Annotated in this window: 20 protein-coding genes and 2 pseudogenes; 12 read left to right on the top strand and 10 right to left on the bottom strand. The window is 70.7% G+C overall.

Annotated features, from left to right (window positions below; all coding sequences use genetic code 11):
- Positions 1-237: 237 nt before the first annotated feature.
- The gene (locus AB0L29_RS10325; protein ID WP_365825372.1) at positions 238-1626 is read right to left on the bottom strand and encodes an SGNH/GDSL hydrolase family protein; all 1389 of its coding nucleotides are present in this window, start codon (positions 1624-1626) and stop codon (positions 238-240) included.
- 194 nt (positions 1627-1820) lie between these two features.
- On the opposite strand from AB0L29_RS10325, the gene AB0L29_RS10330 reads away from it, so the two are divergent.
- Complete coding sequence (locus AB0L29_RS10330) at positions 1821-3167, top strand: DUF445 domain-containing protein (protein ID WP_365825374.1); 1347 nt, start codon at positions 1821-1823, stop codon at positions 3165-3167.
- A gap of 73 nt (positions 3168-3240) precedes the next feature.
- Positions 3241-4755, top strand: a complete 1515-nt coding sequence (locus AB0L29_RS10335) for an MFS transporter (RefSeq protein WP_365825376.1) — start codon at positions 3241-3243, stop codon at positions 4753-4755.
- 358 nt (positions 4756-5113) lie between these two features.
- Here the strand turns inward: AB0L29_RS10335 and AB0L29_RS10340 are convergent, their stop codons facing one another.
- The gene (locus AB0L29_RS10340; protein ID WP_365825378.1) at positions 5114-5416 is read right to left on the bottom strand and encodes a hypothetical protein; all 303 of its coding nucleotides are present in this window, start codon (positions 5414-5416) and stop codon (positions 5114-5116) included.
- A gap of 195 nt (positions 5417-5611) precedes the next feature.
- Here AB0L29_RS10340 and AB0L29_RS10345 point away from each other — a divergent pair, with 195 nt between their 5' ends.
- The 4 genes from AB0L29_RS10345 to AB0L29_RS10360 all read left to right on the top strand — a co-directional run bounded on the left by AB0L29_RS10345 (position 5612) and on the right by AB0L29_RS10360 (position 7849).
- Positions 5612-6031: an Hsp20/alpha crystallin family protein gene (locus AB0L29_RS10345; protein WP_365825380.1), complete on the top strand. Its 420-nt coding sequence runs from the start codon at positions 5612-5614 to the stop codon at positions 6029-6031.
- 221 nt (positions 6032-6252) lie between these two features.
- Positions 6253-6768, top strand: a complete 516-nt coding sequence (locus AB0L29_RS10350) for a DUF2267 domain-containing protein (RefSeq protein WP_365825598.1) — start codon at positions 6253-6255, stop codon at positions 6766-6768.
- A gap of 198 nt (positions 6769-6966) precedes the next feature.
- Positions 6967-7290: a hypothetical protein gene (locus tag AB0L29_RS10355; protein WP_365825382.1), complete on the top strand. Its 324-nt coding sequence runs from the start codon at positions 6967-6969 to the stop codon at positions 7288-7290.
- A gap of 88 nt (positions 7291-7378) precedes the next feature.
- The gene (locus AB0L29_RS10360) at positions 7379-7849 is read left to right on the top strand and encodes a MarR family transcriptional regulator (RefSeq protein WP_365825384.1); all 471 of its coding nucleotides are present in this window, start codon (positions 7379-7381) and stop codon (positions 7847-7849) included.
- 58 nt (positions 7850-7907) lie between these two features.
- On the opposite strand, the gene AB0L29_RS10365 is transcribed toward AB0L29_RS10360, so the two are convergent.
- Positions 7908-8129: a DUF397 domain-containing protein gene (locus tag AB0L29_RS10365; protein WP_365825385.1), complete on the bottom strand. Its 222-nt coding sequence runs from the start codon at positions 8127-8129 to the stop codon at positions 7908-7910.
- On the bottom strand, positions 8126-8974 hold the full coding sequence (locus AB0L29_RS10370) for a helix-turn-helix transcriptional regulator (RefSeq protein ID WP_365825387.1): 849 nt from the start codon (positions 8972-8974) through the stop codon (positions 8126-8128). The genes AB0L29_RS10365 and AB0L29_RS10370 overlap by 4 nt, the downstream gene beginning before the upstream one ends.
- 196 nt (positions 8975-9170) lie before the next feature.
- Between AB0L29_RS10370 and AB0L29_RS10375 the strand changes: the two genes are divergently transcribed.
- Positions 9171-9848, top strand: coding sequence for an ATP-binding protein (locus tag AB0L29_RS10375; protein WP_365825389.1), 678 nt, complete (start codon positions 9171-9173; stop codon positions 9846-9848).
- 54 nt (positions 9849-9902) lie between these two features.
- Here the strand turns inward: AB0L29_RS10375 and AB0L29_RS10380 are convergent, their stop codons facing one another.
- Complete coding sequence (locus tag AB0L29_RS10380; RefSeq protein ID WP_365825600.1) at positions 9903-12983, bottom strand: DUF3427 domain-containing protein; 3081 nt, start codon at positions 12981-12983, stop codon at positions 9903-9905.
- A gap of 250 nt (positions 12984-13233) precedes the next feature.
- On the opposite strand from AB0L29_RS10380, the gene AB0L29_RS10385 reads away from it, so the two are divergent.
- A complete protein-coding gene (locus tag AB0L29_RS10385) occupies positions 13234-14313 on the top strand; it encodes a YDG/SRA domain-containing protein (RefSeq protein ID WP_365825391.1) in 1080 nt (359 codons plus the stop codon).
- 90 nt (positions 14314-14403) lie between these two features.
- Here AB0L29_RS10385 and AB0L29_RS10390 read toward each other — a convergent pair whose 3' ends face one another.
- A complete protein-coding gene (locus AB0L29_RS10390) occupies positions 14404-15420 on the bottom strand; it encodes an SEC-C metal-binding domain-containing protein (RefSeq protein ID WP_365825393.1) in 1017 nt (338 codons plus the stop codon).
- Between the two features lie 59 nt (positions 15421-15479).
- Positions 15480-15767: pseudogene (locus AB0L29_RS10395) on the bottom strand (MFS transporter); the annotation flags it as partial.
- 2 nt (positions 15768-15769) lie between these two features.
- Between AB0L29_RS10395 and AB0L29_RS10400 the strand changes: the two are divergent.
- The 4 genes and pseudogenes from AB0L29_RS10400 to AB0L29_RS10415 form a co-directional block, all read left to right on the top strand.
- A pseudogene (locus tag AB0L29_RS10400) lies at positions 15770-16041 on the top strand (transcriptional regulator); the annotation flags it as partial.
- Positions 16042-16127: 86 nt separating this feature from the next.
- A complete protein-coding gene (locus AB0L29_RS10405; RefSeq protein WP_365825602.1) occupies positions 16128-16400 on the top strand; it encodes a DUF6412 domain-containing protein in 273 nt (90 codons plus the stop codon).
- Between the two features lie 125 nt (positions 16401-16525).
- Positions 16526-17248 carry a membrane protein insertase YidC gene (gene yidC / locus AB0L29_RS10410; protein ID WP_365825395.1) on the top strand — a complete coding sequence of 241 codons (723 nt, stop codon included), beginning with the start codon at positions 16526-16528 and terminating at the stop codon, positions 17246-17248.
- Between the two features lie 161 nt (positions 17249-17409).
- Complete coding sequence (locus tag AB0L29_RS10415; protein ID WP_365825397.1) at positions 17410-18267, top strand: fumarylacetoacetate hydrolase family protein; 858 nt, start codon at positions 17410-17412, stop codon at positions 18265-18267.
- Between the two features lie 157 nt (positions 18268-18424).
- On the opposite strand, the gene AB0L29_RS10420 is transcribed toward AB0L29_RS10415, so the two are convergent.
- From AB0L29_RS10420 to AB0L29_RS10430, 3 genes are all read right to left on the bottom strand, one after another.
- Positions 18425-19291 carry a TIGR03620 family F420-dependent LLM class oxidoreductase gene (locus AB0L29_RS10420; protein WP_365825399.1) on the bottom strand — a complete coding sequence of 289 codons (867 nt, stop codon included), beginning with the start codon at positions 19289-19291 and terminating at the stop codon, positions 18425-18427.
- Between the two features lie 89 nt (positions 19292-19380).
- Positions 19381-19890, bottom strand: coding sequence for a heme-degrading domain-containing protein (locus tag AB0L29_RS10425; protein WP_365825401.1), 510 nt, complete (start codon positions 19888-19890; stop codon positions 19381-19383).
- Positions 19887-20957 (bottom strand): Gfo/Idh/MocA family oxidoreductase, encoded by a 1071-nt coding sequence (locus tag AB0L29_RS10430; protein ID WP_365825403.1) that lies wholly within the window; start codon positions 20955-20957, stop codon positions 19887-19889. Before AB0L29_RS10430 ends, AB0L29_RS10425 begins: the two co-directional genes overlap by 4 nt.
- Positions 20958-21032: the final 75 nt, after the last annotated feature.

Consider the following 21032-nt stretch of genomic DNA (forward strand, 5'->3'; position numbering starts at 1 on the left):
CTCCTCGTTCTCGGATCAGGCCGGGCTCGCGGGGCCCGGCACCGCGCCTGGCCGCGTCGTCGCCGGTTGCCGGGGTTTTGCCATGGCGCCCTCCTCCGCCTTGCGGCGCACGGCACCGGACCCCGCTCCCCGATCCGGCCCGATCCGAGCGAAAGACTCCGAGCCCCGTCGCCGGACCCCCGCCGTCCGCCCGGCCGCGCGGGCGCCGCGCGGGACCCGCCCCGCGCGGCGCCCGCCTCACAGCTCCGCCGGGACCGACCCCTTCAGGTGCCGCAGGTCGAAGACCTCCGCCATCCGCGCGTACCCCTTGTCGCTCGGGTGCAGGTGATCGCCCGAGTCGTAGTCGGCACGGAGCCTGCGCGGGTCGTACGGGTCCCGCAGCGCCCGGTCGAAGTCGACGACCGCGTCGAAGACGCGCCCGGCGCGGATCTCGGCGTTGATGGTCTGCCGCACGGACTCGCGCGCGTCGGTGTAGCCGCGGTGCCCGCCGAACGGCATCAGCGTCGCGCCCACCACCTTCAGGCCGCGGGCGTGCGCCTGGCCGACGAGGGTGCGCAGGCCGTCGAGGATCGCGTGCGGGTCGGCCCGGTTCGGGTTGCGCAGGATGTCGTTGACGCCGAGGTCGATGACGACGGCCCTGACGTTGGTGCGGCCCAGCACGTCCCGGGCGAAGCGGTTCAGGCCGCTGGGGTTGTCGGCGGGGCGGCCCAGGCCGTCGGTGAGCACCCGGTTGCCGCTGATGCCCTGGTTGACGACGCTGTAGCGGGGCACCTCCCGCCCGGCCGCGGCGGCCTCGCGCAGCCGGGCCGCCAGGACGTCGGTCCAGCGGCGGTTGGCGCCCTCCGTGGAGGTGATGCCGTCGGTGAGGGAGTCGCCGAGGACGACGACGGTGCCGTCGGACTCGTTGCTCAGCACGTCCAGCGCCGTCAGGTAGCGCCAGTACGGGGTCTCCTCGGTGTACGCCGCCCCGGTCACGTCCTCCGCGCGGTCGCCCAGGGCGAGGTAGGAGGTCTCGCGGGCGTGCGGGTGGTAGGTGACCGGGCCGGAGGGGGTGGGGGAGTAGGTGGTGACCAGGACGTCGCCGCCGTGCGGGACGGTGAGGCGGACGGCGTCGCTGGTCACCTGCCCGCCGGCCGGGACGACGACCGTGGGGTTGCCGTTGAAGGTGAGCCGGCGCATGGTGTCCGGGAGCGCCGCCGCGCTGTCGGGGCCGGCCGCCAGGGCGATCGAGGCGTGCGTGATGGTCAGCGGCGACTGCCCGTAGAGATTGGACAGCGTGATGCGGGCACTCGTACCGCCGGCGCTGGTGTGCACGACGTTGCGCACCGAGCGGCCGGCCAGACCCGTCGTCTCGGTGCCGGGCTCGGCTCCGGCCGGGGAGGTGGACCATGCGCCGACCCAGGTTCCGGTGGAGGCGGGGGCGGCGGAGTTGTGGGGGCGGGGACCGTCGGCCGGCGCGCTGCGGGGCCTCGTTCCCTCGTCGGTCGCCACTCCGGCGTAGAGGGCGGCGGACAGGGCCACGATCGCTGCGACGATCGCGGCCGGCAGGGCACGGTGTTTGGCGGGAGCCGCGGACGTGTGCTGCTCCGCGGTGGGTCCCACGACCCCGTCACGACCCTGGGTCATGCTGTGTTGTTCTCCTCGGGAGATGGGAGCCCGAGGCTCCGATCTTGATGACCCCATGATGCGTCATGGGGCCGGGGGACCTGACAGGACCCCGTCGATTCCCCCTCCGGACAGACGCCGGGAACTCCTGTTCCGTTCCGGGAGTCGGTCGGGATGGGGACAATGTGTGCGGGATCACCGGACGGGTGGAGCGGATGGAACGGACGAAAGCGGGAGAAACGGAAGAGCCGGGCGCCGGGGGGCAGCATGCCCGCCCCGGCCCCGCCACGAACCGCACGATGACCACCTTCAGCCCGGCGGACGAGGAGAAACAGCGCGGAGTGCGCCGGATGAAGCTCACCGCCACCGGGCTCCTGCTCTTCGTGGCCGTGGTGTACGTCCTCGCCGAGTGGGCCCGCCACTCGGGAGCCGGCGCCTGGGCGGGCTACGTCGCCGCGGCCGCCGAGGCCGGCATGGTCGGCGCGCTCGCCGACTGGTTCGCCGTCACCGCCCTCTTCCGCCACCCCCTGGGCATCCCCATCCCGCACACCGCGATCATCCCCACCAAGAAGGACCAGCTCGGCGTCTCGCTCGGCGAGTTCGTCGGCGAGAACTTCCTCTCCGAGGACGTCGTGCGGCAGCGGCTGCGCGCCGTCGGCATCGGCGGCCGCCTCGGCGCGTGGCTGGCGGTGCCCGAACACGCCGACCGGGTCACCGCGGAGCTGTCCACGGCCCTGCGGGGCGCCCTGAAGGTGCTGCGCGACTCCGACGTGCAGGCGGTGGTCGGCGAGGCCGTCACGCGGCGCGCCAACGCCCAGGAGATCGCGCCCGGCATCGGCAAGATGCTGGAGAAGGTCGTCGCCGACGGCGGCCACAGACGGGCCGTCGACCTGGTGGTGAGCCGCGCGCACGACTGGCTGGTGCTGCACGGCGACGACGTGATGGACGCCGTGCAGGGCGGCGCGCCCGGCTGGACCCCGAAGTTCGTCGACAAGAAGGTCGGCGAGCGGGTCTACAAGGAACTGCTGCGCTTCACCGGCGAGATGCGCGACATGCCCGCCCACCCCGCGCGCGGCGCCCTGGACCGCTTCCTCACCGACTTCGCCTCCGACCTGCAGTCCGACACCGACACCCGCGCGCGCGTCGAACGGCTCAAGGGCGAGGTGCTCGGCCGCGGCGAGGTGCAGGACCTGATCGCCTCCGCCTGGACCGCCGTCCGCTCCATGATGGTGTCCGCCGCCGAGGACGAGCGCAGCGAACTGCGGCTGCGCGTACGGGCCTCGCTGCTGTCCCTGGGCGCCCGGACGGCGGCCGACCCCAAGGTCCAGGGCAAGGTCGACACCTGGCTGGAGGACGCCGCGGTGTACGTCGTCACCACCTACCGCAAGGAGATCACCTCCCTGATCACGGACACGGTGGCGAGCTGGGACGCCGAGCACACCACGAGGAAGATCGAGGCGAACATCGGCCGCGACCTGCAGTTCATCCGGATCAACGGCACGGTGGTGGGCTCCCTGGCGGGGCTGCTGATCTACACGGTGTCGCGGGCGCTGGGGGCGTAGGGCGCTCTCCTCGGGGCGTGAAACGGCCGGCCGGGGGCATCCGGTCGGACGCCGCTCGATGAGGAGGGAGCCCATGACGACCCCACAGGCCGAGACCGGCCGCACCGTGACCACCGACATCCCCGCCCGCCTCGACCGCCTCCCGTGGTCGCGCTGGCACTGGACGATCGTGATCGGTCTCGGCACCGTGTGGATCCTCGACGGCCTGGAAGTCACGGTCGTCGGCAACATCGCCGGACGTCTGTCGGAACCCGGCAGCGGCCTGCCCATCACCTCCGGCCAGGTCACCGGCCTAGCCGCCGCCCTGTACGTCGCCGGGGCCTGCGCGGGCGCCCTGTTCTGGGGCCGCCTGACCGACAAGTGGGGGCGCAAGAAACTCTTCATGATCACACTCGCGGTCTACCTGGGGGCCACGGCCCTGACCGCGGTCTCCTTCGACACCTGGTGGTTCTTCCTCTTCCGCTTCCTCACCGGCTTCGGCATCGGCGGCGAGTACGCGGCGATCAACTCCGCGATCGACGAGCTGATCCCGGCGGAGTACCGCGGGCGCGTCGACCTGATGATCAACGGCAGCTTCTGGCTGGGCGCGGTCGGCGGCTCCCTGCTGTCGATCGTCGCGCTGGACACCGCGATCTTCCCTAAGGACGTCGGCTGGCGCCTGACGTTCGCGCTCGGCGCCGTCCTCGCCCTGGTGATCCTGCTGGTGCGGCGGCACGTCCCGGAGAGCCCGCGCTGGCTGCTGATGCACGGCCGCGAGGACGAGGCGGAACGCATCGTGTCCGCCATCGAACGGCAGGTGGAGGAGGAGAAGGGCGAGCCGCTGGCCCGCGCCGAGGGCGAACTGACCATCCACCAGCGCGGCAGCGTCACCTTCGCGGAGATCGCCCGCACGGTCTTCGCCAAGTACCGCAAGCGGGCCACGCTCGGCTTCGCCCTCTTCATCGGCCAGGCGTTCCTCTACAACGCCATCACCTTCGGCTTCGGCGCGATCCTGACCACGTTCTTCGACGTGCCGACCGGCAGCACCGGCTACTACTTCGCCGTCATCGCGGTCGGCAACTTCCTGGGCCCGCTGCTGCTCGGCAAGCTCTTCGACACGGTCGGCCGCCGGGTGATGATCTCGGGCACCTACCTGCTGTCGGGTCTGCTCCTGTTCGGCACGGCCTGGCTGTTCGACCGCGGCTCGCTGAGCGCGACCACGCTGACGGCGTGCTGGTGCGCGGTGCTGTTCTTCGCCTCGGCGGGTGCCAGCAGCGCCTACCTGACCGTCTCCGAGATCTTCCCCATGGAGACGCGCGCGATGTCCATCGCCTTCTTCTACGCCCTCGGCACCGCCGCCGGCGGCATCAGCGGCCCGCTGCTGTTCGCCGACCTCACCGGCACGGGCGAGGTCGGCGACACGGTCCTCGCCTTCCAGATCGGCGCCGGGCTGATGTGCGCGGCGGGCCTGGTGGCGGCGTTCCTCGCGGTCCGCGCGGAGCGGCGCTCCCTGGAGGACATCGCCAAGCCGCTGACGGCGGCGGCGACGGCCGCCACGGACCGGGTCCGGCCGCAGGGCGAGCCCGGCTCGCGCCCGGCGACGGCGTAGCGCGGCCCCGCGACGGCGCGCGCAGCGGACGGAGGCGGCCCGCCGCGAGGGGTGCGGCGGGCCGTCTCCGTGCCCGGCCCGGGTGGTTTTGGCGCCGCGGGCCCGCGGAGGTCACCGAGGCCGGTGCCGGACGGCTCCCGGACGCGCTATAGTGGATCTACGCCGAGTCGCCGGAACTCCCGGTAACTGGTTGTGCGTTGGTGGTCCAAGGAAAGACGCCCCGCTTCCTGCGGGGAGATGCAGGTGCAAGGCCTGCCCGGCGCTCGACACGAACCCCGGCCCTGCTCGTCAGGGCCGGGGTTCTTCGTGTGCGGGGCAGGGTGCCGCCGTACCCGGGCCGGGCCGGCGGGCGCCCGCGTCAGCCGCGCCGGTCGGCCACCGCCCAGGAGGCCAGGGCCACGGCCCCCGCCACCCCGAACACGGCGGGCCACGCGCCCACCTTCCTGGCCAGCGGATGGGACCCGGCGAAGGCGGCGACGTACGCGGCCGTCAGCGCCCCCGCGGCCTTCCCGCCCGCCTGCTCCCGCCACTGCCGCGCCGCCGCGGCCCCGGCGAGCGCGAGGACGGCTCCGCCGAGCTGCCGCCGCCTGCTCCAGCGGGCCACGCCGTACCCGCCGACCAGCCCGCCCGCGGCGACCACCGCGCTGGGAACCTTCACCATGCCTGCCTCCAAGTGACGACTCACCGTGAGGCTAACGCCCGAGACGGACGGCGCACGCGCCGGGGCGCGGGAGCGCCGCCACCCGCCCCACCCGAACCTGAGTCGAGGGTTGTCAAGTTTCCTCCCCGGAGTTATATAAGAAGAAGAAACGTAGGGCATCGCATGGAGAACGCCTGAGGAGAGGAGTGAACTGTGATGCTCATGCGCACGGACCCGTTCCGCGATCTCGACCGACTCGCGCAGCAGGTCTTCGGCTCCACCCGTCCGTCGGCGATGGCCATGGACGCCTACCGGTCGGGGGACGAGTTCGTCGTACATTTCGACCTGCCCGGCATCGACCCCGAGTCGATCGAGCTGGACGTCGAGCGCAACGTCCTCAACGTGCGCGCCGAACGCACCTCCCCCGCCCCCGAGGGCTCGGAACTGCTGGTCGCCGAGCGCCCCACCGGCACCTTCACGCGCCAGCTGTTCCTGGGCGACACCCTCGACACCGAACGCATCGAGGCCGCGTACGACGCGGGCGTGCTGACGCTGCGCATCCCGGTGGCCGAACAGGCCAAGCCGCGCCGTATCCAGATCACCGGCGGCGACAGCCGCAAGCAGCTCGGCAGCTGACCACATCGCACGAGAGGCGTCCCGCGGGCACCCGCCCGCGGGACGCGGTCACCCCTGTCCCGCCGCGACGGCGCCCGGTCGCAGGTGAGTCATCCGTCCGGCGGGGCAGACGGACCCGGAGGACCGCCCGCCCGGCGGCACAACGGAGGACCAGGAGGATCCCGTAGATGAGCGCGACGACGGTGCCCAGCGCGACGACGACGCCGGCGACCGTGGTGGAGATGCGGACGGCCGCGGCGCAGGCGACCGAGACGACGCAGCCGTCCCCGAGCCCGAGAACCGTGATCCCCGCCCCGGCGGGGGCCCACCGGGGGCGCACCCGCACCGACGACAGCGGCTGGACCCGGCTGATCGACGCGGTGCGCGAGTCGGGCCAGTACCCGACCCGCGCGGAGGCGGAGCGCGTCACCCGCATCGTCCTCTCCGCCCTCGGCGGCCACGTGGTCGGCGACGAACGGGTCGACCTGGCCCAGGCCCTGCCCGAGGAGGCGGCCAGGGTGGTCGCCTCCCAGGTCCCGGCCACCCGCCGGCTGACCGCCGCCGAGTTCGTCGACTCGGTCGCGGTCCGCATCGAGGGCGCCACCCCCGCCACGGCCCGCTGGGACGTCAGCTCGGTCCTGAGCGTCCTGCCGGACCTGGTCGGCGACGACCTGGTGACCCGCGTCCTGGCCCAGCTTCCCCCGGGCTACGCGCTGCTGTTCGGACGGGCGGAACTGAACCCCGCCCCCATGCCGTGATCCGCCGGTGAGGACCGCCGCCCGGCGCCGGAAGGACGCCGGCGGCACCCGAGGACGCCGGCGGCACCCGAGTGATCCTTAGTCATCCTTGAGCAGTCCTACTCATGCCAGGTCTCGTGGGCACCCGGCATCGTGAGGAGGGTCCCCGCTCCGGCACGCGACGCGGGGACCCGCACACGACCACGCACGGGGACCACCATGACGATCTCTCGCCGTATCCGATCCGCGCTCGCCCTCACCGTGGACAACTGGCTGTCCCGCTGCTACCTGGGCGCCGTCGCCCTTGCGACGGGCTTCGCCGTCTACGACCACCTCTTCGTCGACCACGCCGACGCGTCCCTGGCCTTCGCCGCCCCGCTCTTCCTGACCGCTCCGCTGAGCCTGCTGGTCGTCGCGCTGCCGGGCGGCGCTCTCACGGGCTACCTGGCGACAGCGGCCGGTGCGCTCGCGAACGCGGCCGTCCTGGGCGCGATCCTGCGCGGACTCCGCCGGCCGTCCGCGCACACCGCCCCCGGCGCGTGAGCCGCCGCGTCCGGCTCCCTTGACCTCGAGCAAACCTGAGGTCCTACGGTGACCGCGTCCTGTCCTGACCGAACACCGAGGGAGAGCCATGAGCGCGCCCATCAGGGAGTACCCGCAGGAAGAGCTGGCCGCCCAGCCCATCGGCGCGTGGACGGGGCAGGCCTACCGCCTGGTGGTCGGGGCGATCCGCGCCCAGCTGGCCGTGGAGGACCTCACCCAGCCCCACTGGTGGACCCTCAACCACGTGGCCGGCGCCCCGGGCAGGTGGACCCGTGCGGCCCTGACGGCACGCCTGGTCCCCTACGACGACCAGGACACCGACTTCGACGCGGTCTACGACGACCTGATCGGCCGCGGCTGGCTGACGGAGGACCCGGCGACGGGCACCCTGACCCTGACCGAGGCGGGCGAGGCCGGCCGCCTGCGCGCCCGGGACCGCAACGCCCAGGTCCACCGCCGGGTGCACGAGGGCGTCGACCAGGCCGACTTCGTGACCACGATCAACGTCCTGCGCCGGATCGTGGCCAACATGGGCGGCGACGGCAACCTGCCCGACTGAGCCGCCGCCCCTCGCGCGGCCCGGCTCGACTCAAGCCGAGGTGATTCCGCGGGCAGGGTCAGACGGCGTCGGTGCGCTGGAAGTGGCTCACCGCTCGTACGAAGCAACGCCAAGCGTGGGCACCGACCGGGATCACAGCTCCCCGTGCGTGTTTGGAGTCGCGCACGAGTGCGCCGTCATCCGTCGCGGCGCACTCGACGCATTCGCCCCCGGCACCGTTGCTGTAGGACGACGTGAACCACACCGGATCGCCGGGGCTACGGACCTCTATGATGCTCACCTTGCGTATTCCTTCAGTATGGACTTGATCAACTGGTTGGAACGCTGGGGACTCAGAGCAGCCGCTCGCAGACCGTCGAACGCCCTCGTGTACTCACGCACATGGTGTTCGCCCTCCAGGTACACAGCATCGGTGATGCCGTCCCGGTACACGAGGTCCGGGTCCTCCGGAGCCGGAAAGCCCAGCATGGTGAACGAGCCCGTTGCCGGATAAGTGCCTGAGCCGAACGGCAGGATCTGCAAGGTCACAGAAGGCAACTCCGCTGAGTCCAGAATCCGTTCAAGTTGATCCCGCATCAGTTCCCGGTCACCGATGACGTTGCGGAGTGCTCCCTCGTTCACGATGAACCAGGTATCAGGCGCTTCGGCGTCCATCAGCATGGCCTGGCGCTCCATGCGGACGCGGACCGCCCTGTCGATGTCTTCGGAAGACATGTGCGCACCCGTCTTGTGGAGCTCGCGGGCGTACGCATCCGTCTGCATCAGGCCGGGGACCAGCTCACACTGGTACTGCCGCAAGGTTGAGGCGTCCTGCTCAAGTCCGATGTAGATGTTGAACCACTCGGGCACACCCGCGCCGTGTTGCTGCCACCAGCCGCGCATCTTGGCCTGTCGGGCGAGAGACATCAGGAACTCGCGCAGTTCGTCACTGGTGCCGTAGAACCGGCACAAGCCATCGATGTCTGACGGTTGAACTCGCCCGCTGCCCGTCTCCATGCGATTGACTTTGGAGCCACTCCAGTCCAGGGCCTGGCCGACCTGGGCACAGGTGAGACCACTCTGCTCACGAAGCTTTTTGAGCTCGATGGAGAGACGGCGACGGCGCGCCGTCGGTGAACCGGGCATCTCAACCCTCTTTCGTCTAGCGGAAGTTCAGTCTCGCGCCAAGGGCTGCACCAGCCAATCACTCGGAAGTGGGATTCCCATCCTGCACATTGCACGCAGGGATGCGCAGAGGCCACTCTGGAGGTGCAGCAACCCATCGTGAGCATTCGTGACTCTTCGTCCTCACGAGGCGCCAACCGAGGCGAAAGGGGTCTTCGTGATCCAGGAATCGTGCATGACTCGCCGGCCGTGGGATGTCGCTTTCAGTGCCGAACCTGAGGAGGTGGCTGCCCTGCGCCGGGTGCTGCGGCTGCATCTCGGCCTGTGGGGGCTACATCACGTCATCGATGCAGCGCAACTGTGCATGAGCGAGCTCGTATCCAACGTCATCACCCACGTCGGTCGCGGTACCCCGGCCACCTTGGTGGTCTGCATGAGCGACTCCCACCTGCGCATCGAGGTGCACGATCCCGACCCCCGTGCTCTGCCGGTGCTTATTGAGGCCGGGATCGAAAGCGAGTCCGGTCGAGGAATGGCCCTGGTGGGTGCAGTAGCTGACCGGTGGGGAGTCCGACTCGATGCCGATCGGAAAGTGACCTGGTGTGAGTTGGCAACAGGACTCGGGTCCCCTGGCGGACATGTCGAAGACGCACGTGTCACGCGCGCGGAGGCGCTGCTCGGCCACTACATCCCGGCAAGGCTGCCACGTGATCCGCAGCTGACCAGATTGAGCAAGGGGTTGGCCGAAGAGGCTGTGATCGACATCGTCACGGACGTGCTCCACTGGCTCCGTGCGCACGGGTGCGACACAGATGACGTCTTGGACCGGGCTCAGACTCACTTCGAGGCGCAGACGGAGGAGGGCGAGGACTCCGCAATCCACGGACCTCGCTGAGCTAGTCCTAGATCACTCCTCTCCATCCACGTTCAGCCCTCGGTGCTTGCGCCGTTACCCAGGGACAATGGCGGAGTAGGCCCACACGTCGGCAGGAAGCTCATGATGGAGTCTCCAAGTGATCGCCATTGGCTTGCTCCCGGTGTGCCCCTGATAAGTGGCTGGACCTAGAAGCATCCAGGGCTCGGGCTTACCCATGCTGTTGCGCTTGTAGCGGCGTAGGAAGAGCAGGACATGGCTGCCCTGTTGTGCGTGTTGCTGGTAGCGCAGGCCTGTCGCGGAGTTCTCCGGCGTGGTGCTCTGCGATTCCCAGTGAAAGCTTGTAGGGCTGAGCGCGTAGTCCCTGTACCGGATGCTGGGGGAGAAGTCGCGCTCGCTCTTCTCCAAGGTGATGAGCAAGGCATCAGTCTTGAGTTCCTCCACCCACCGCACGCCCTGCCCGAAATCCCTGGGCATCTGTCCGCCCAACTGGGTCACTCCAAGAGCCGAAAGGACCTCGGAGCGGTTATAGGAGCTGTGGATCTTCAAGGGGACGTGACTGAGGTCACCTTCCAGGGGGAGGGGGAAGTGGCCGGCCTTGTCGAGGACGTACGACAGGACCTGTCGGAGCTCGTCACGGAACGCCCGTTGGGTTCGCAGCGACTCAAGCCCTTGCTGGTAACTGGTGAAGCCGCCTGCGTTGTCCCACAGGGTGAAGAAGAACATGCGAGCGTACGCCTGCTCGGCCGGGGAGAGAGAGGCGTAGTCGGGGGCGTCATCTTCGAGTAGGTGCAGGTACGCCTGGGCTCGCTCCGGGTCGTCGACGTGGAGAAAGGCGTGCGCGCGCTTGAGCAGTTCCGCTTCGCCCGGAGGGGCTGGTTCGCCGATCAGTCCGGCTTTGCGCAGCACCTTGGTCCAGGAGTTGTCGCTCTTGTAGAGCTCCGCAATCTCACGGCGGCTCTCGCGCAGGTAGTCAGCCAGCCTGGGGGCGCCGTAGTCCCTTGCTTCCTTGGCCAGGGTCGTGATGGTGGCCTTGAGCTGCGTGCGGATGTTGTCGAGGACAAGATCTTTGGACTTGCCCTCCAGGATGATCTGACAGCCGGAGGGGAGCTGGGGGAAATCGCGTTCGATGCTGTCGACCAGGCGGCCGCGGGAGAGGTTGGTCAGGGCCCGAAACTGTGCTTCGAAGCGAAACTCCGCTCGGTGCTGGCCGATGAAGTCGAGCACGGTCAGTACCGGTTTGTTCGGGGTGCGGCGTAGTCCGCGCCCCAATTGTTGGAGGAACACCGTCGCGCTGTTCGTAGGTCGTAGGAGCAGTAGCGTGTCGACATCGGGGATGTCCAGGCCCTCGTTGAAAAGGTCGACGGAGAAGATCACCTGAATCCGTCCGGCCTTGAGATCTCCCAGCGTGCGCTCGCGCACCTCGGGGCGCGAGTCGCTGTCGAGGGCCGCAGCACGGAACCCCGCCTCTCGGAAGCACTCGGCCATGAAGTGCGCGTGCGCCTTGGTCACGCAGAAGCCGAGCGCACGCATCGCGGCAGGGTGGGAAATCTTATCCTTGACCTGCTTGATGACGATACGAGCCCGTGCGTGGTCGCCTGTGTAGAGGTTGCCGAGCTCGTTTCGATCGTAAGTGCCTGATCGCCAGTCCACGTGGGTCAGATCCGTGCCGTCCGGAAGCCCGAAGTAGTGGAAGGGGCACAGGAGATCGTTTTCCAGCGCTTCCCAAAGGCGCAACTCGGCAGCGATGCGACCGTTGAAGTACTCGTCCTGCACATTGCGCCCGTCCATACGTTCCGGAGTCGCGGTGAGGCCGAGCAACTCCTTCGGTTCGAAGTGCTCGATGACCCGTCGATACGTCTCCGCTGTGGCGTGATGGAACTCGTCGATGACGATGACGTCGAAGTGCTCAGGGTCGAGTTGCTCCAACCGTGGAAGGTTGAGGGACTGAACGCTGGCGAACACATGCCTCCAAGCACGGGGCTCCTGCCCGGCATGGAGCAGTTCGCCGAAGGAGGCGTCGTCGAGCACCTCCTGGTAGGTCCGCAAGGACTGCCTCAGGATTTCCTTGCGGTGGGCGACGAAGAGCAGCCGGGGCAGCACACCATCGCGCGTGTCCCGCAGGTCTCGGTAGTCGAGGGCGGCCATAACGGTCTTGCCCGTGCCCGTTGCCGCGACTAGGAGGTTGCGGTGGTGGCCGCGAATCTCCCGCTCGACGCGGAGGCGCTCCAGCATGTCCTTCTGGTGCGGAAGCGGGTGCACTTGTAGACCCGAGAGGCTGATCTTCAGGTCGCCGGTAGACCCGGTACCGCCGGCCTGCGTCAGCGCACCGGCGAGCCGTTCACCGTCAAGGTCGGGGTCGTATGTCTCGAATGCCGCGTCGGCCCAGTAGGCGTCGAAGGTGGCCTCGAACTTGTCGAGCACCCTGGAGGTGGCGACCGACGACAGTCGGACGTTCCATTCCAGACCATCGAGCAGTGCAGCCTTGGACAGGTTGGAGCTGCCTACGTATGCCGTGTCGAAGCCGGTGTTGCGCCTGAAGAGCCAGGCCTTGGCGTGCAGGCGCGTGGACCTAATCTCGTAATTGACCTTCACCTCGGCGCCGAACTCGCGGACCAAGCGGTCCAAGGCGTGCCGGTCGGTGGCGCCGATGTAGGTGGTCGTGATGACGCGGATCGGTACACCCCGCTCCTTCGCCGCCCGCAGGGAGTCCTCAAGGACGCGTATCCCATACCACTTCACGAATGCGCACAGCAGGTCGATGCGGTCCGCAGTGGCGAGTTCCGCCCTCAGCTCTGCACCGAGGCTGGGGTCATCCGGGGCATTGGTGATCAACGCAGTTTCGGACAGGGGTGTGAGCGGACGGATGGCGTACACGCCGGGCGCTTCCCGCTCGGCAAGCGCCAGCAACTGCCGCGGACCGTCAGCGATGGCGCTGACCGCACCGTCCGTAGCCGGAGCGGAAGCGATAGCGGTCAGTGAGCGCATGATTTCGTTGGCGGCAGCGACCTGCTTGTCATGCGGCAGCTGACTCAAGTGGCGCCTGATGGCTTCGCCGATGTGGCGTGCCAGTACATGCGGAGTGGACTCTTCGCTGACCTCCGCCTCGATGGCCTTCCAACCGGCGGCGCCCAACTGCCTCAACTGCGCCTGCATGCGCCGCGTGACGAGCTCCTCGTACACGCCCGGTACAGGCTGTGACAGGTCCCGTGGCTGGGTCACGCCGGCCCCCTTGATCGCTTGGCAGCACGACCAGTTGTAACAGGAGCCGCTGACGAATGGTGGGGATGTGTCGAGCGCACCCCACGCCGGCCCAGTGCCTGCACCTCGGACGCAGACGAGCGAGGACCCAGACGATCAGGTACCGGCTGCAAATCGGTCATCTCATGATTTGAAAATGACATAGGTGATCGACTCGATCCAGGATGGCTGCATGAGAGAACGGAAGATCGGTCACATCGCTGGTATCGCGCCGGGTGCAGAGTTCCATCGTCGGCGGCACGTGAAGCGCAACCATCTGCACGGGGACACTGTCCGGGGCATCTCAACCCTCAAAGACAAGGATGGAGTTGAGGTTGCCGACGCCATCGTGCTGCACGGGGGGTACGAGGATGATCACGATGACTGGGATTGGGTGCGGTACACGGGAGCGTCGCCTGATGCCGACAAGTACAAGGAGAACGGGGTACCGAAGCTCCGGCGAAGCCAATCCTGGGAGTATCCGGACAATGCTGCATTGAAGCGCAGCTATGAGCGCAACATTCCGATTCGCGTCATACGTGGCTGGAAGGGGGATGCGCGGTATTCCCCCATCGATTGCTACCGTTACGACGGGTTGTACGAGATCACAGATATACGCACGGCCCTATCGAAGTCGTCGACCGTCGATGGCGCGCCTATAGAGATCTGCCAGTTCGACCTGCACCGCCTCCCCGACTCCTTGCAAGATCCGACCTCGGTGGAGCGCCACATCTCCGACCTGCTGGAGCAGCCGGAAGGAACTGCGCCTGGAACATCGGAGGGGGTGGAGGATGAAACTGAAGAGAGCGAGCAGGAGGAGTCACCGCTCGACGAAAAGTTCCCTGAGACGCGTACTACGCAGGTGCAGCGACTGGTACGGGACGACGGCGTGATCCGCAATGTGAAGAGGCTCTACGACGGAGAGTGCCAACTGTGCGGTTTGCGCCTGGAGGGCCCGGACGGGAAGCCCCACAGCGAGGGCGCCCACATCCGCCCCCTTGGCAAGCCCCACAAGGGGCCTGATGTGGAGCCGAACGTCCTCTGCCTCTGCCCCAACTGCCATGTGCGACTCGACATAGGGGCCGTAGTCATCGACGACGACTGGTCGATCATCGTGCGCACGGGGACCTTCAGTGAGACTCTTCGGCCGAAACTCAAGAGGGTGAGAGCACATAAGGTCCACTTGGACTACATCCGTTACCACCGCGAGTGGTGGCTGAAAAAAGCAAAGCAAAGCGAGAAGTAGGCCGAGCCTCCCGGAAGACGCAGGGCCTCCTCCCGGCGGGCGCCGCGAGCCATCTCGTCCTTCGGGCGCCCGCTTCGGGGAGGCGAGTCCTCACGCGTTGGCCCCGTGACACTCCCCATACCCCCGCCCCGCCCCGCACCAGCAAGCCGCCCCCCGCTGCGGCGGCCAGGCGGCCGCACGCCCCCGGGCCGCCAGTGTCGTCGCGTACTGCGGGAGCAGTGACGCGTCGCCCGGGGAGGAGCCCTCCGACGCGGCGAAGGCCTCGTAGGAGGGGACCGTGCCCGTCACCACGCCCAGGTTCGGCGTCCCGGACGCCGCCAGTTCTCGCAGGGCGGCCTCTATGGCGGCCAGGTGCTCCTGGTGGGAGGGGTACTCCGAGGCCAGCGAGGGGTACGCCGCCACCAGTTCCGCCAGTTCCTCCGCCGGCCAGTGCAGGATCGCCACCGGGAACGGGCGGGACAGGGCCGCCCGGTGGGCGCCCAGCTCCGCGCGGAGCCGGTGGATCTCCGCCTCCAGTTCCGCGGGGTTCTCCGAGCCGAGGGACCAGACCCTCTTGGGGTCGTGCAGTTCGTCCAGGGAGACCGGGAGCGTGTGGACGGAGTCCGCCACCGCGTCCCACTCGTCGTGGGCGACGCCCAGCATGCGGCGGACCCGGTGGCGGCCGAAGAGCAGGGGGTGCGTCGCGTACGGCGGCTCCGGGACGTCCGTCAGCAGGAGTCGCACGGCCTGGGTGAACGTCTCGTGCGCCGCCTCCAGCTCGTCGTGGGACTCCAGGGCCTCCGCGACGATCACCCAGGGGGCGGGGTCGCGCGGGGACGCCGTGCGGATCCCCTCGATGATCGCCCGGGCCTCGGCCTCGTGGCCGTACTCCCAGAGGTTCGACGCCTTCAGCGCCCGTACCAGGTGCGGGCGTTCCAGCGCCTCGGCGGAGGCCAGCAGGCGGTCGTAGAGCGCGGTGGCCGCGGGGCGGTCGCCGGACAGTTCCAGGTGGGCCGCGGCCCGCAGCAGCAGGGCCTCGGCGTCCTCGGGATACAGGCCGGCGGTCCGCTCCAGGCGTGCCGCCTCGGCGGTGTGGTCGACGTTCTCGGCAGGCGTGTCGGGGCGCATGGGGGACACCGTACTGCCGCGCGGTGACAAAGGTGAGGAGTCGTCCGGCCGTCGAGAGCTCACCCCGCCCTCCGCTCGCGCGCCACCCCGATCCCCGCCGCCGGCAGGGCCAGCCCCGCCGACAGCAGCAGCGCCACGTCCGCGCCCCGGGCCAGGCCCCCGGCCGAGGCCGTGACGGCGATCGTCATGGCCACCCCGGCGCACGAGCCGACGTACCGGAACGTCTGCTGGGCCCCCGAGCCCATCGCGGCCCGCGCCGCCGGCACCGGCTCCACCGCGAGCAGCGGCAGCGCGGCGTTGAGCAGGCCGCTGCCGACGCCCGCCACCACCGGGCCGGGCAGCAGCCGGCGCCCTCGGGCTGTGGGGCCGCGAGCACTACGGCGCCGCCCCGCTGCGGATCTTCCGGCACGCGGACCGCGGCACGGAACTCGGTCCGTACGGCGAATGTCCCGCCTGCGGAACCGCCGTGGCCCTCGCGGACGTCGAGATGCTGCCGGGCCCCGGACTCGACCCGGACCCGGCGGATCCGGTCAGCGGGCGCTGCTGCGGCCCAAGCGGATGCTGGAGCCGTTGACCACCGGCCCGTCCGCGGAGGACGGACCGCGAACGGATGCTGTATAACCGGCAGGGCAGGGGAACGGACGAGCGACGCAGGAGGGGGACCGCCGGTGAACCGCACCTGGGCGCCTCCGCGTGCCGTCGCCGCGCTGCTGGCGCTCTTCCTCCAGTTCGCCGTGCTCGACGCCGGCGGCCTCTTTGCCGCCGTCGCGCTCGCCGCGACCGCCGCGGCCGGTGCCGCGCTCGCCGTCTGCGCGCTCGTCGCCGCGCGCTGCGCCCCGGCCGTGCCGCCCACCCGGGTCCGTACGGCCATCCGCGACCGCGCCCGGCGTACGGCCTTCCTGTCCCAACGCGACCCCGACGCCCCCGGCCGCCGCCGGCCCCGGGCACCGGGACACGCCCTCCCGGCGATCACCGCGTAAGGCACCCGTCGCACCGGACGTGTGAGGCATCCGTCCCACCCGTCCCACCGGACCGTGCCCGCGCGGGTCGTCATGCCGCCATCACCTCACCCGGCACGACGAGACCCCCGGAGGGCTCACCCACCATGTCCGTTTTCGCCAGCCTGGTCGAGCGCCTCGCCGACCTGCTCCAGCCGCTGTTCGGCGCCGGCGCCGCGGCCGCCGCCATCGTCCTGTTCACCGCCCTCGTACGGCTCCTCGTCCTGCCCCTGTCCCGGGCCGCCGCGCGCGGGCAGAAGGCGCGGGCCGCGCTCGCGCCGCAACTCGCCGAACTGCGCCGCAAGCACGGCAAGAACCCCGAGAAACTGCAGCGGGCCGTGCTCGAACTGCACGCGCGCGAGAAGGTGTCGCCGCTGTCGGGCACGCTGCCCGGCCTGTGCCAGCTGCCGGCCTTCTTCCTCCTCTACCACCTCTTCTCCAGCACCACGCTCGGCGGCCGGACCAACGAACTGCTCACCCACCACCTCCTCGGCGCCCCGCTCGGCGACCGCTGGACCGACGCGCTCGGCGCCGGAGGGGTGTTCGGGGATGCGGGACTCGTCTACGCCGGCCTGTTCGCGGTCGTCACCGCCGTCGCCGTCCTCGGCTACCGGCGCACGAAGCGGACGATGGCCGGGCAGCCGCCGGTGACCGCCGGCGGGGCGGGCGGCGGCGAGCCGGTGCCGGGGCTGGCCGCGGTCACCAAGGCCGTGCCGTTCCTGCCGTTCCTCACGCTCGTCACCGTGGCCGTGGTGCCCCTGGCCGCCGCGCTGTACGTGGTCACCAGCACGACGTGGACCGCCGTGGAGCGGGCCGTGCTGTACCGCTGACGCCGTGGCCGGTGACGCCCCGGCCACGGTCCAGTACGTGAACGGGCTGTTGCGGACCGGAACGCGGCCCTGGAGGATCGGCCGGGTCCTTTGACGGCCGCGCCGCCGCATCCGTGCGCATCTCGTCGGCGGGCCGCCCGCGAGCGAGGGAGACGGCATTCATGAAGCTGCTGCGAGTCGGTGCGGCCGGGGCGGAGCGGCCCGCGCTGCTGGACGCCGGCGGAACGCTGCGCGACCTGTCGGGCCTGGTCACGGACATCGACGGAACGCTCCTCGCGGACGACGAGGCCCTCGGCCGGATCCGGTCCGCCGCCGACGCCGGCGAGCTGCCCGCGCTGGACGCCACGGGGCTGCGGACCGGGCCGCCGGTCGGGCGCATCGGCAAGATCGTGTGCATCGGGCTGAACTACCACGACCACGCCCGGGAGACGGGCGCCGAGCCGCCCGCCGAGCCCGTCGTCTTCCTGAAGGCCCCCGACACCGTCGTCGGGCCGCACGACACCGTCCTCGTGCCGCGCGGGTCGGTGAAGACCGACTGGGAGGTCGAACTGGCCGTCGTCATCGGGCGTACGGCCCGCTGCCTGGAGTCGGCGGACGAAGGGCTCGCGCACGTCGCCGGGTACGCCGTCGCGCACGACGTCTCCGAGCGGGAGTTCCAGATCGAGCGGGGCGGCACCTGGGACAAGGGCAAGAACTGCGAGACCTTCAACCCGCTCGGGCCGTGGCTGGTCACCGCCGACGAGGTGCCCGATCCGCAGGACCTCGCGCTGCGGCTGTGGGTCAACGGGGAGCTGAAGCAGGACGGCACGACGGCCGAGCAGATCTTCCCGGTGGGGGAGGTCGTGCGGTACGTCAGCCGGTTCATGACGCTGTACCCCGGCGACGTCGTCAACACGGGGACCCCGGCCGGGGTCGCCCTCGGGCATCCCGAGCCCAGGCCGTTCCTGCGGGCCGGGGACGTGGTCGAGCTGGAGATCGAGGGGCTGGGCCGGCAGCGGCAGGTGTTCGAGGACGCCTGAGCGGCGGGGAACCGCGGTGCGCCGGCGGCCGCGGGCGGTCCGTGGCCGGTCGCGCGGTTCCCCGCGCCCCTTCAGGTCAGCCGGCCCCATGGTCCCCTGGTCCCCTGGGGCCGGCGGCTCCTCGTCCTTATTTCAGGCCGGCAGGCCCGCCGGCCTTTCAGGCCAGCAGGTCCGCCAGCCGGCGCCACGCCTCCCGGGGCAGGGCGTCCTGCGGCCCGTCGTCGATCACCTGCAGGGCGAGGTGGTCGGCGCCCGCCTGCCGGAAGGCGGTGATCCGCTCGTGGATCCGGTCCTCGTCGCCCCACGCGAACAGCGCGTCGACCAGGCGGTCGCTGCCGCCGTCGGCCAGGTCGTCCTCGGTGAAGCCGTGCCGCAGGAAGTTGCCGGTGTAGTTCGGCAGCGTGAGGTAGAAGGAGAGGAACGCGCGGGCGAGCGCGCGGGCGCGGGCGGGGTCCCGTTCCAGGACGACCCCCAGCTCGGGGGCGAGCAGGGGGCCCTCGCCCAGGATCTCGCGGGCGTGCGCGGTGTACTCGGCGGTCACCAGGTACGGGATCGTGCCGGCGGAGCGCTCCCGCGCCAGGCGCAGGCTCCTGGGTCCGAGGGCGGCCAGCACCCGGCGGTCCGCGGGCACCCCGGCGGCGTCCAGGCCGTCGAGGTAGGAGACCAGGGCCGAATAGGGGCGGTGGTACTGCTGCGCGAACCCGGCGTGGCTCACGCCGAGGCCGAGCACGAAGCGGCCGGGGCGGGCCGCCTCCAGCTCGGTGAAGTCCGCCGCGGCGGCGTCCGCCTCGTGCTCCCAGATGCTCTGGATGCTGGTGCCGACGGCGATCCCCGAGGTCGCCTCGACGAGCGGCACGGCGTTGCGGGCGGCGCTGTTGCCGCCCAGCCACACGGCGCCGTAGCCGAGCTCCTCCAGCTCGGCGGCGGCCTCGGCGAGTTCGCCGCGCCGCGCCGGATCCTCCGAGCGCAGGCCGAGGCTCCAGGCGCCGTACCGGCCGATCGTCTCCTTCAGCGGGGTGGTCATCGGGTTCCGCTCCCTCCGTTGGGGTGTCGCGCAAGATCGCGTACGACAGGTGCCAACCGGAGGGAGCCCGTGGGTAATCCCGGGCGGTGCTACCGGTCGAGCCCGAGGAACCGCTCCAGCGCCTCCACCACGAACCGGTGGTCCTGCACCTGCGGCAGGCCCGACACGGTCACGGCCCCGACCACGCCCACGCCCTCGACGTGGACGGGGAACGAGCCGCCGTGCGCCGCGTAGCGGTCGGGGTCCAGCCGCGAGGACTCCTCGAACGTGGTGCCCTTGGCGCGGAAGCGGGCGCCCACCAGGTAGGAGGCGCTGCCGTAGCGCTCCACGACCCGGCGCTTGCGTGCGATCCAGGCGTCGTTGTCGGGCGTGGAGCCGGGCAGCGCCGCGTGGAAGAGCTGCTGGCCGGCGCGGTGGATGTCGATGGCGACCGGGGCCTGCCGCTCGCGGGCCATCTCGACGAGGAGCGAGCCGAGCGCCCAGGCGTCCTCGTGGGTGAACCGGCGGAAGACCAGGCGCCGTTCCTGCGCCTCCAGCTCCTCCAGGCTCGGGGTGAGTTCCGGGCGGACCTTCGGGGTGATCTCCGGGTTGCGGGTCACAGCGTCACCGTCACCTTCTCGCGGGCCGAACGACGGGCCGCCTCCAGCACGTCCAGGGCGGCGGCCGCCTCCAGCGCGGTCACCGGGTTGGGGGCGCCCTCCAGCAGGGCCTTCGCCACCGCCGCGTAGTAGGCGGGGTAGTCGCCCGGCACGGTCGGCTCCGGGCGCCCGCCGCCGCTCACCGGCGACTCGCCGGACCCGACGCGGCCCCACAGCTCCTCGGGCTCCACGCCCCAGGCGCCGGCGCCCGGGCGCCCGCCCTCGCGCAGCGCCGCCTCCTGCGGGTCCAGGCCGTACTTCACGTAGCCCGCCTTCGAGCCCAGCACCCGGAAGCGGGGGCCGAGCTGGGCCGTGGTGGCGGAGACGTACAGGTGCGAGCGCACTCCGCTGGCGTGCGTGAGCGCGATGAACGTGTCGTCGTCCGTCCGCGCGCCCGCCCGGCGCACGTCCGACTCGGCGTACACCGCGCTCACCGGGCCGAAGAGGACCAGCGCCTGGTCGACGACGTGGCTGCCGAGGTCGTACAGCAGACCTCCGATCTCCGCCGGGTCGCCCGACTCCCGCCAGCCGCCCTTGAGCTGCGGCCGCCAGCGCTCGAAGCGCGACTCGAAGCGCCACACCTCGCCCAGCGCGCCCTCGGCCAGCAGTTTGCGCACGGTGAGGAAGTCGTTGTCCCAGCGGCGGTTCTGGAAGACGGACAGGAGCAGGCCGCGCTCGTCGGCCAGGGCCGCCAGCTCGCGCGCCTCGGCCGCCGTGCCCGCGATCGGCTTGTCGACCACGACCGGCAGGCCGGCCTTCAGGGCGGTGGCGGCGAGCGGCACGTGCGTCCTGTTCGGGGACGCGATGACGACCAGGTCCAGTTCGGCGGCGCGGTCGAACAGCTCGTCCGGCGTCGCGGCCACCCGGACGTCCGGGTGCTCCGCGCGGGCCTGCCGCTGCCGTTCGGGGTTCGAGGTGACCACCGTGTCGAGGGTCAGGCCCTCGGTGGCGGCGATCAGCGGGGCGTGGAAGACGGAGCCGGCCAGGCCGTAGCCGACGAGACCTGCGCGCAGGGGTGTGCCAGTCATGGCCCCTACTTTCGCAACGCTGTTGCCAAAGTGCAAGCGCCGGGGACAATGGGTGGCGTGAACAGGGCGAGCGGC

Origin of the sequence: Streptomyces sp. NPDC052701 (genome assembly GCF_040678355.1) — a bacterium.
GTDB lineage: Bacteria > Actinomycetota > Actinomycetes > Streptomycetales > Streptomycetaceae > Streptomyces.

Excerpts from the sequence above, each read along its gene's own strand:
- AB0L29_RS10430 (WP_365825403.1), bottom strand. The coding sequence starts at position 20,957 with ATGACTGGCACACCCCTGCGCGCAGGTCTCGTCGGCTACGGCCTGGCC.
- AB0L29_RS10345 (WP_365825380.1), top strand. The coding sequence starts at position 5,612 with ATGCTCATGCGCACGGACCCGTTCCGCGATCTCGACCGACTCGCGCAG.
- AB0L29_RS10330 (WP_365825374.1), top strand. The coding sequence starts at position 1,821 with ATGGAACGGACGAAAGCGGGAGAAACGGAAGAGCCGGGCGCCGGGGGG.
- AB0L29_RS10360 (WP_365825384.1), top strand. The coding sequence starts at position 7,379 with ATGAGCGCGCCCATCAGGGAGTACCCGCAGGAAGAGCTGGCCGCCCAG.
- AB0L29_RS10325 (WP_365825372.1), bottom strand. The coding sequence starts at position 1,626 with ATGACCCAGGGTCGTGACGGGGTCGTGGGACCCACCGCGGAGCAGCAC.
- AB0L29_RS10420 (WP_365825399.1), bottom strand. The coding sequence starts at position 19,291 with ATGACCACCCCGCTGAAGGAGACGATCGGCCGGTACGGCGCCTGGAGC.
- AB0L29_RS10390 (WP_365825393.1), bottom strand. The coding sequence starts at position 15,420 with ATGCGCCCCGACACGCCTGCCGAGAACGTCGACCACACCGCCGAGGCG.
- AB0L29_RS10335 (WP_365825376.1), top strand. The coding sequence starts at position 3,241 with ATGACGACCCCACAGGCCGAGACCGGCCGCACCGTGACCACCGACATC.
- AB0L29_RS10380 (WP_365825600.1), bottom strand. The coding sequence starts at position 12,983 with ATGCAGGCGCAGTTGAGGCAGTTGGGCGCCGCCGGTTGGAAGGCCATC.
- AB0L29_RS10370 (WP_365825387.1), bottom strand. The coding sequence starts at position 8,974 with ATGCCCGGTTCACCGACGGCGCGCCGTCGCCGTCTCTCCATCGAGCTC.
- AB0L29_RS10415 (WP_365825397.1), top strand. The coding sequence starts at position 17,410 with ATGAAGCTGCTGCGAGTCGGTGCGGCCGGGGCGGAGCGGCCCGCGCTG.
- AB0L29_RS10350 (WP_365825598.1), top strand. The coding sequence starts at position 6,253 with ATGCGGACGGCCGCGGCGCAGGCGACCGAGACGACGCAGCCGTCCCCG.
- AB0L29_RS10340 (WP_365825378.1), bottom strand. The coding sequence starts at position 5,416 with ATGGTGAAGGTTCCCAGCGCGGTGGTCGCCGCGGGCGGGCTGGTCGGC.
- yidC (WP_365825395.1), top strand. The coding sequence starts at position 16,526 with ATGTCCGTTTTCGCCAGCCTGGTCGAGCGCCTCGCCGACCTGCTCCAG.
- AB0L29_RS10355 (WP_365825382.1), top strand. The coding sequence starts at position 6,967 with ATGACGATCTCTCGCCGTATCCGATCCGCGCTCGCCCTCACCGTGGAC.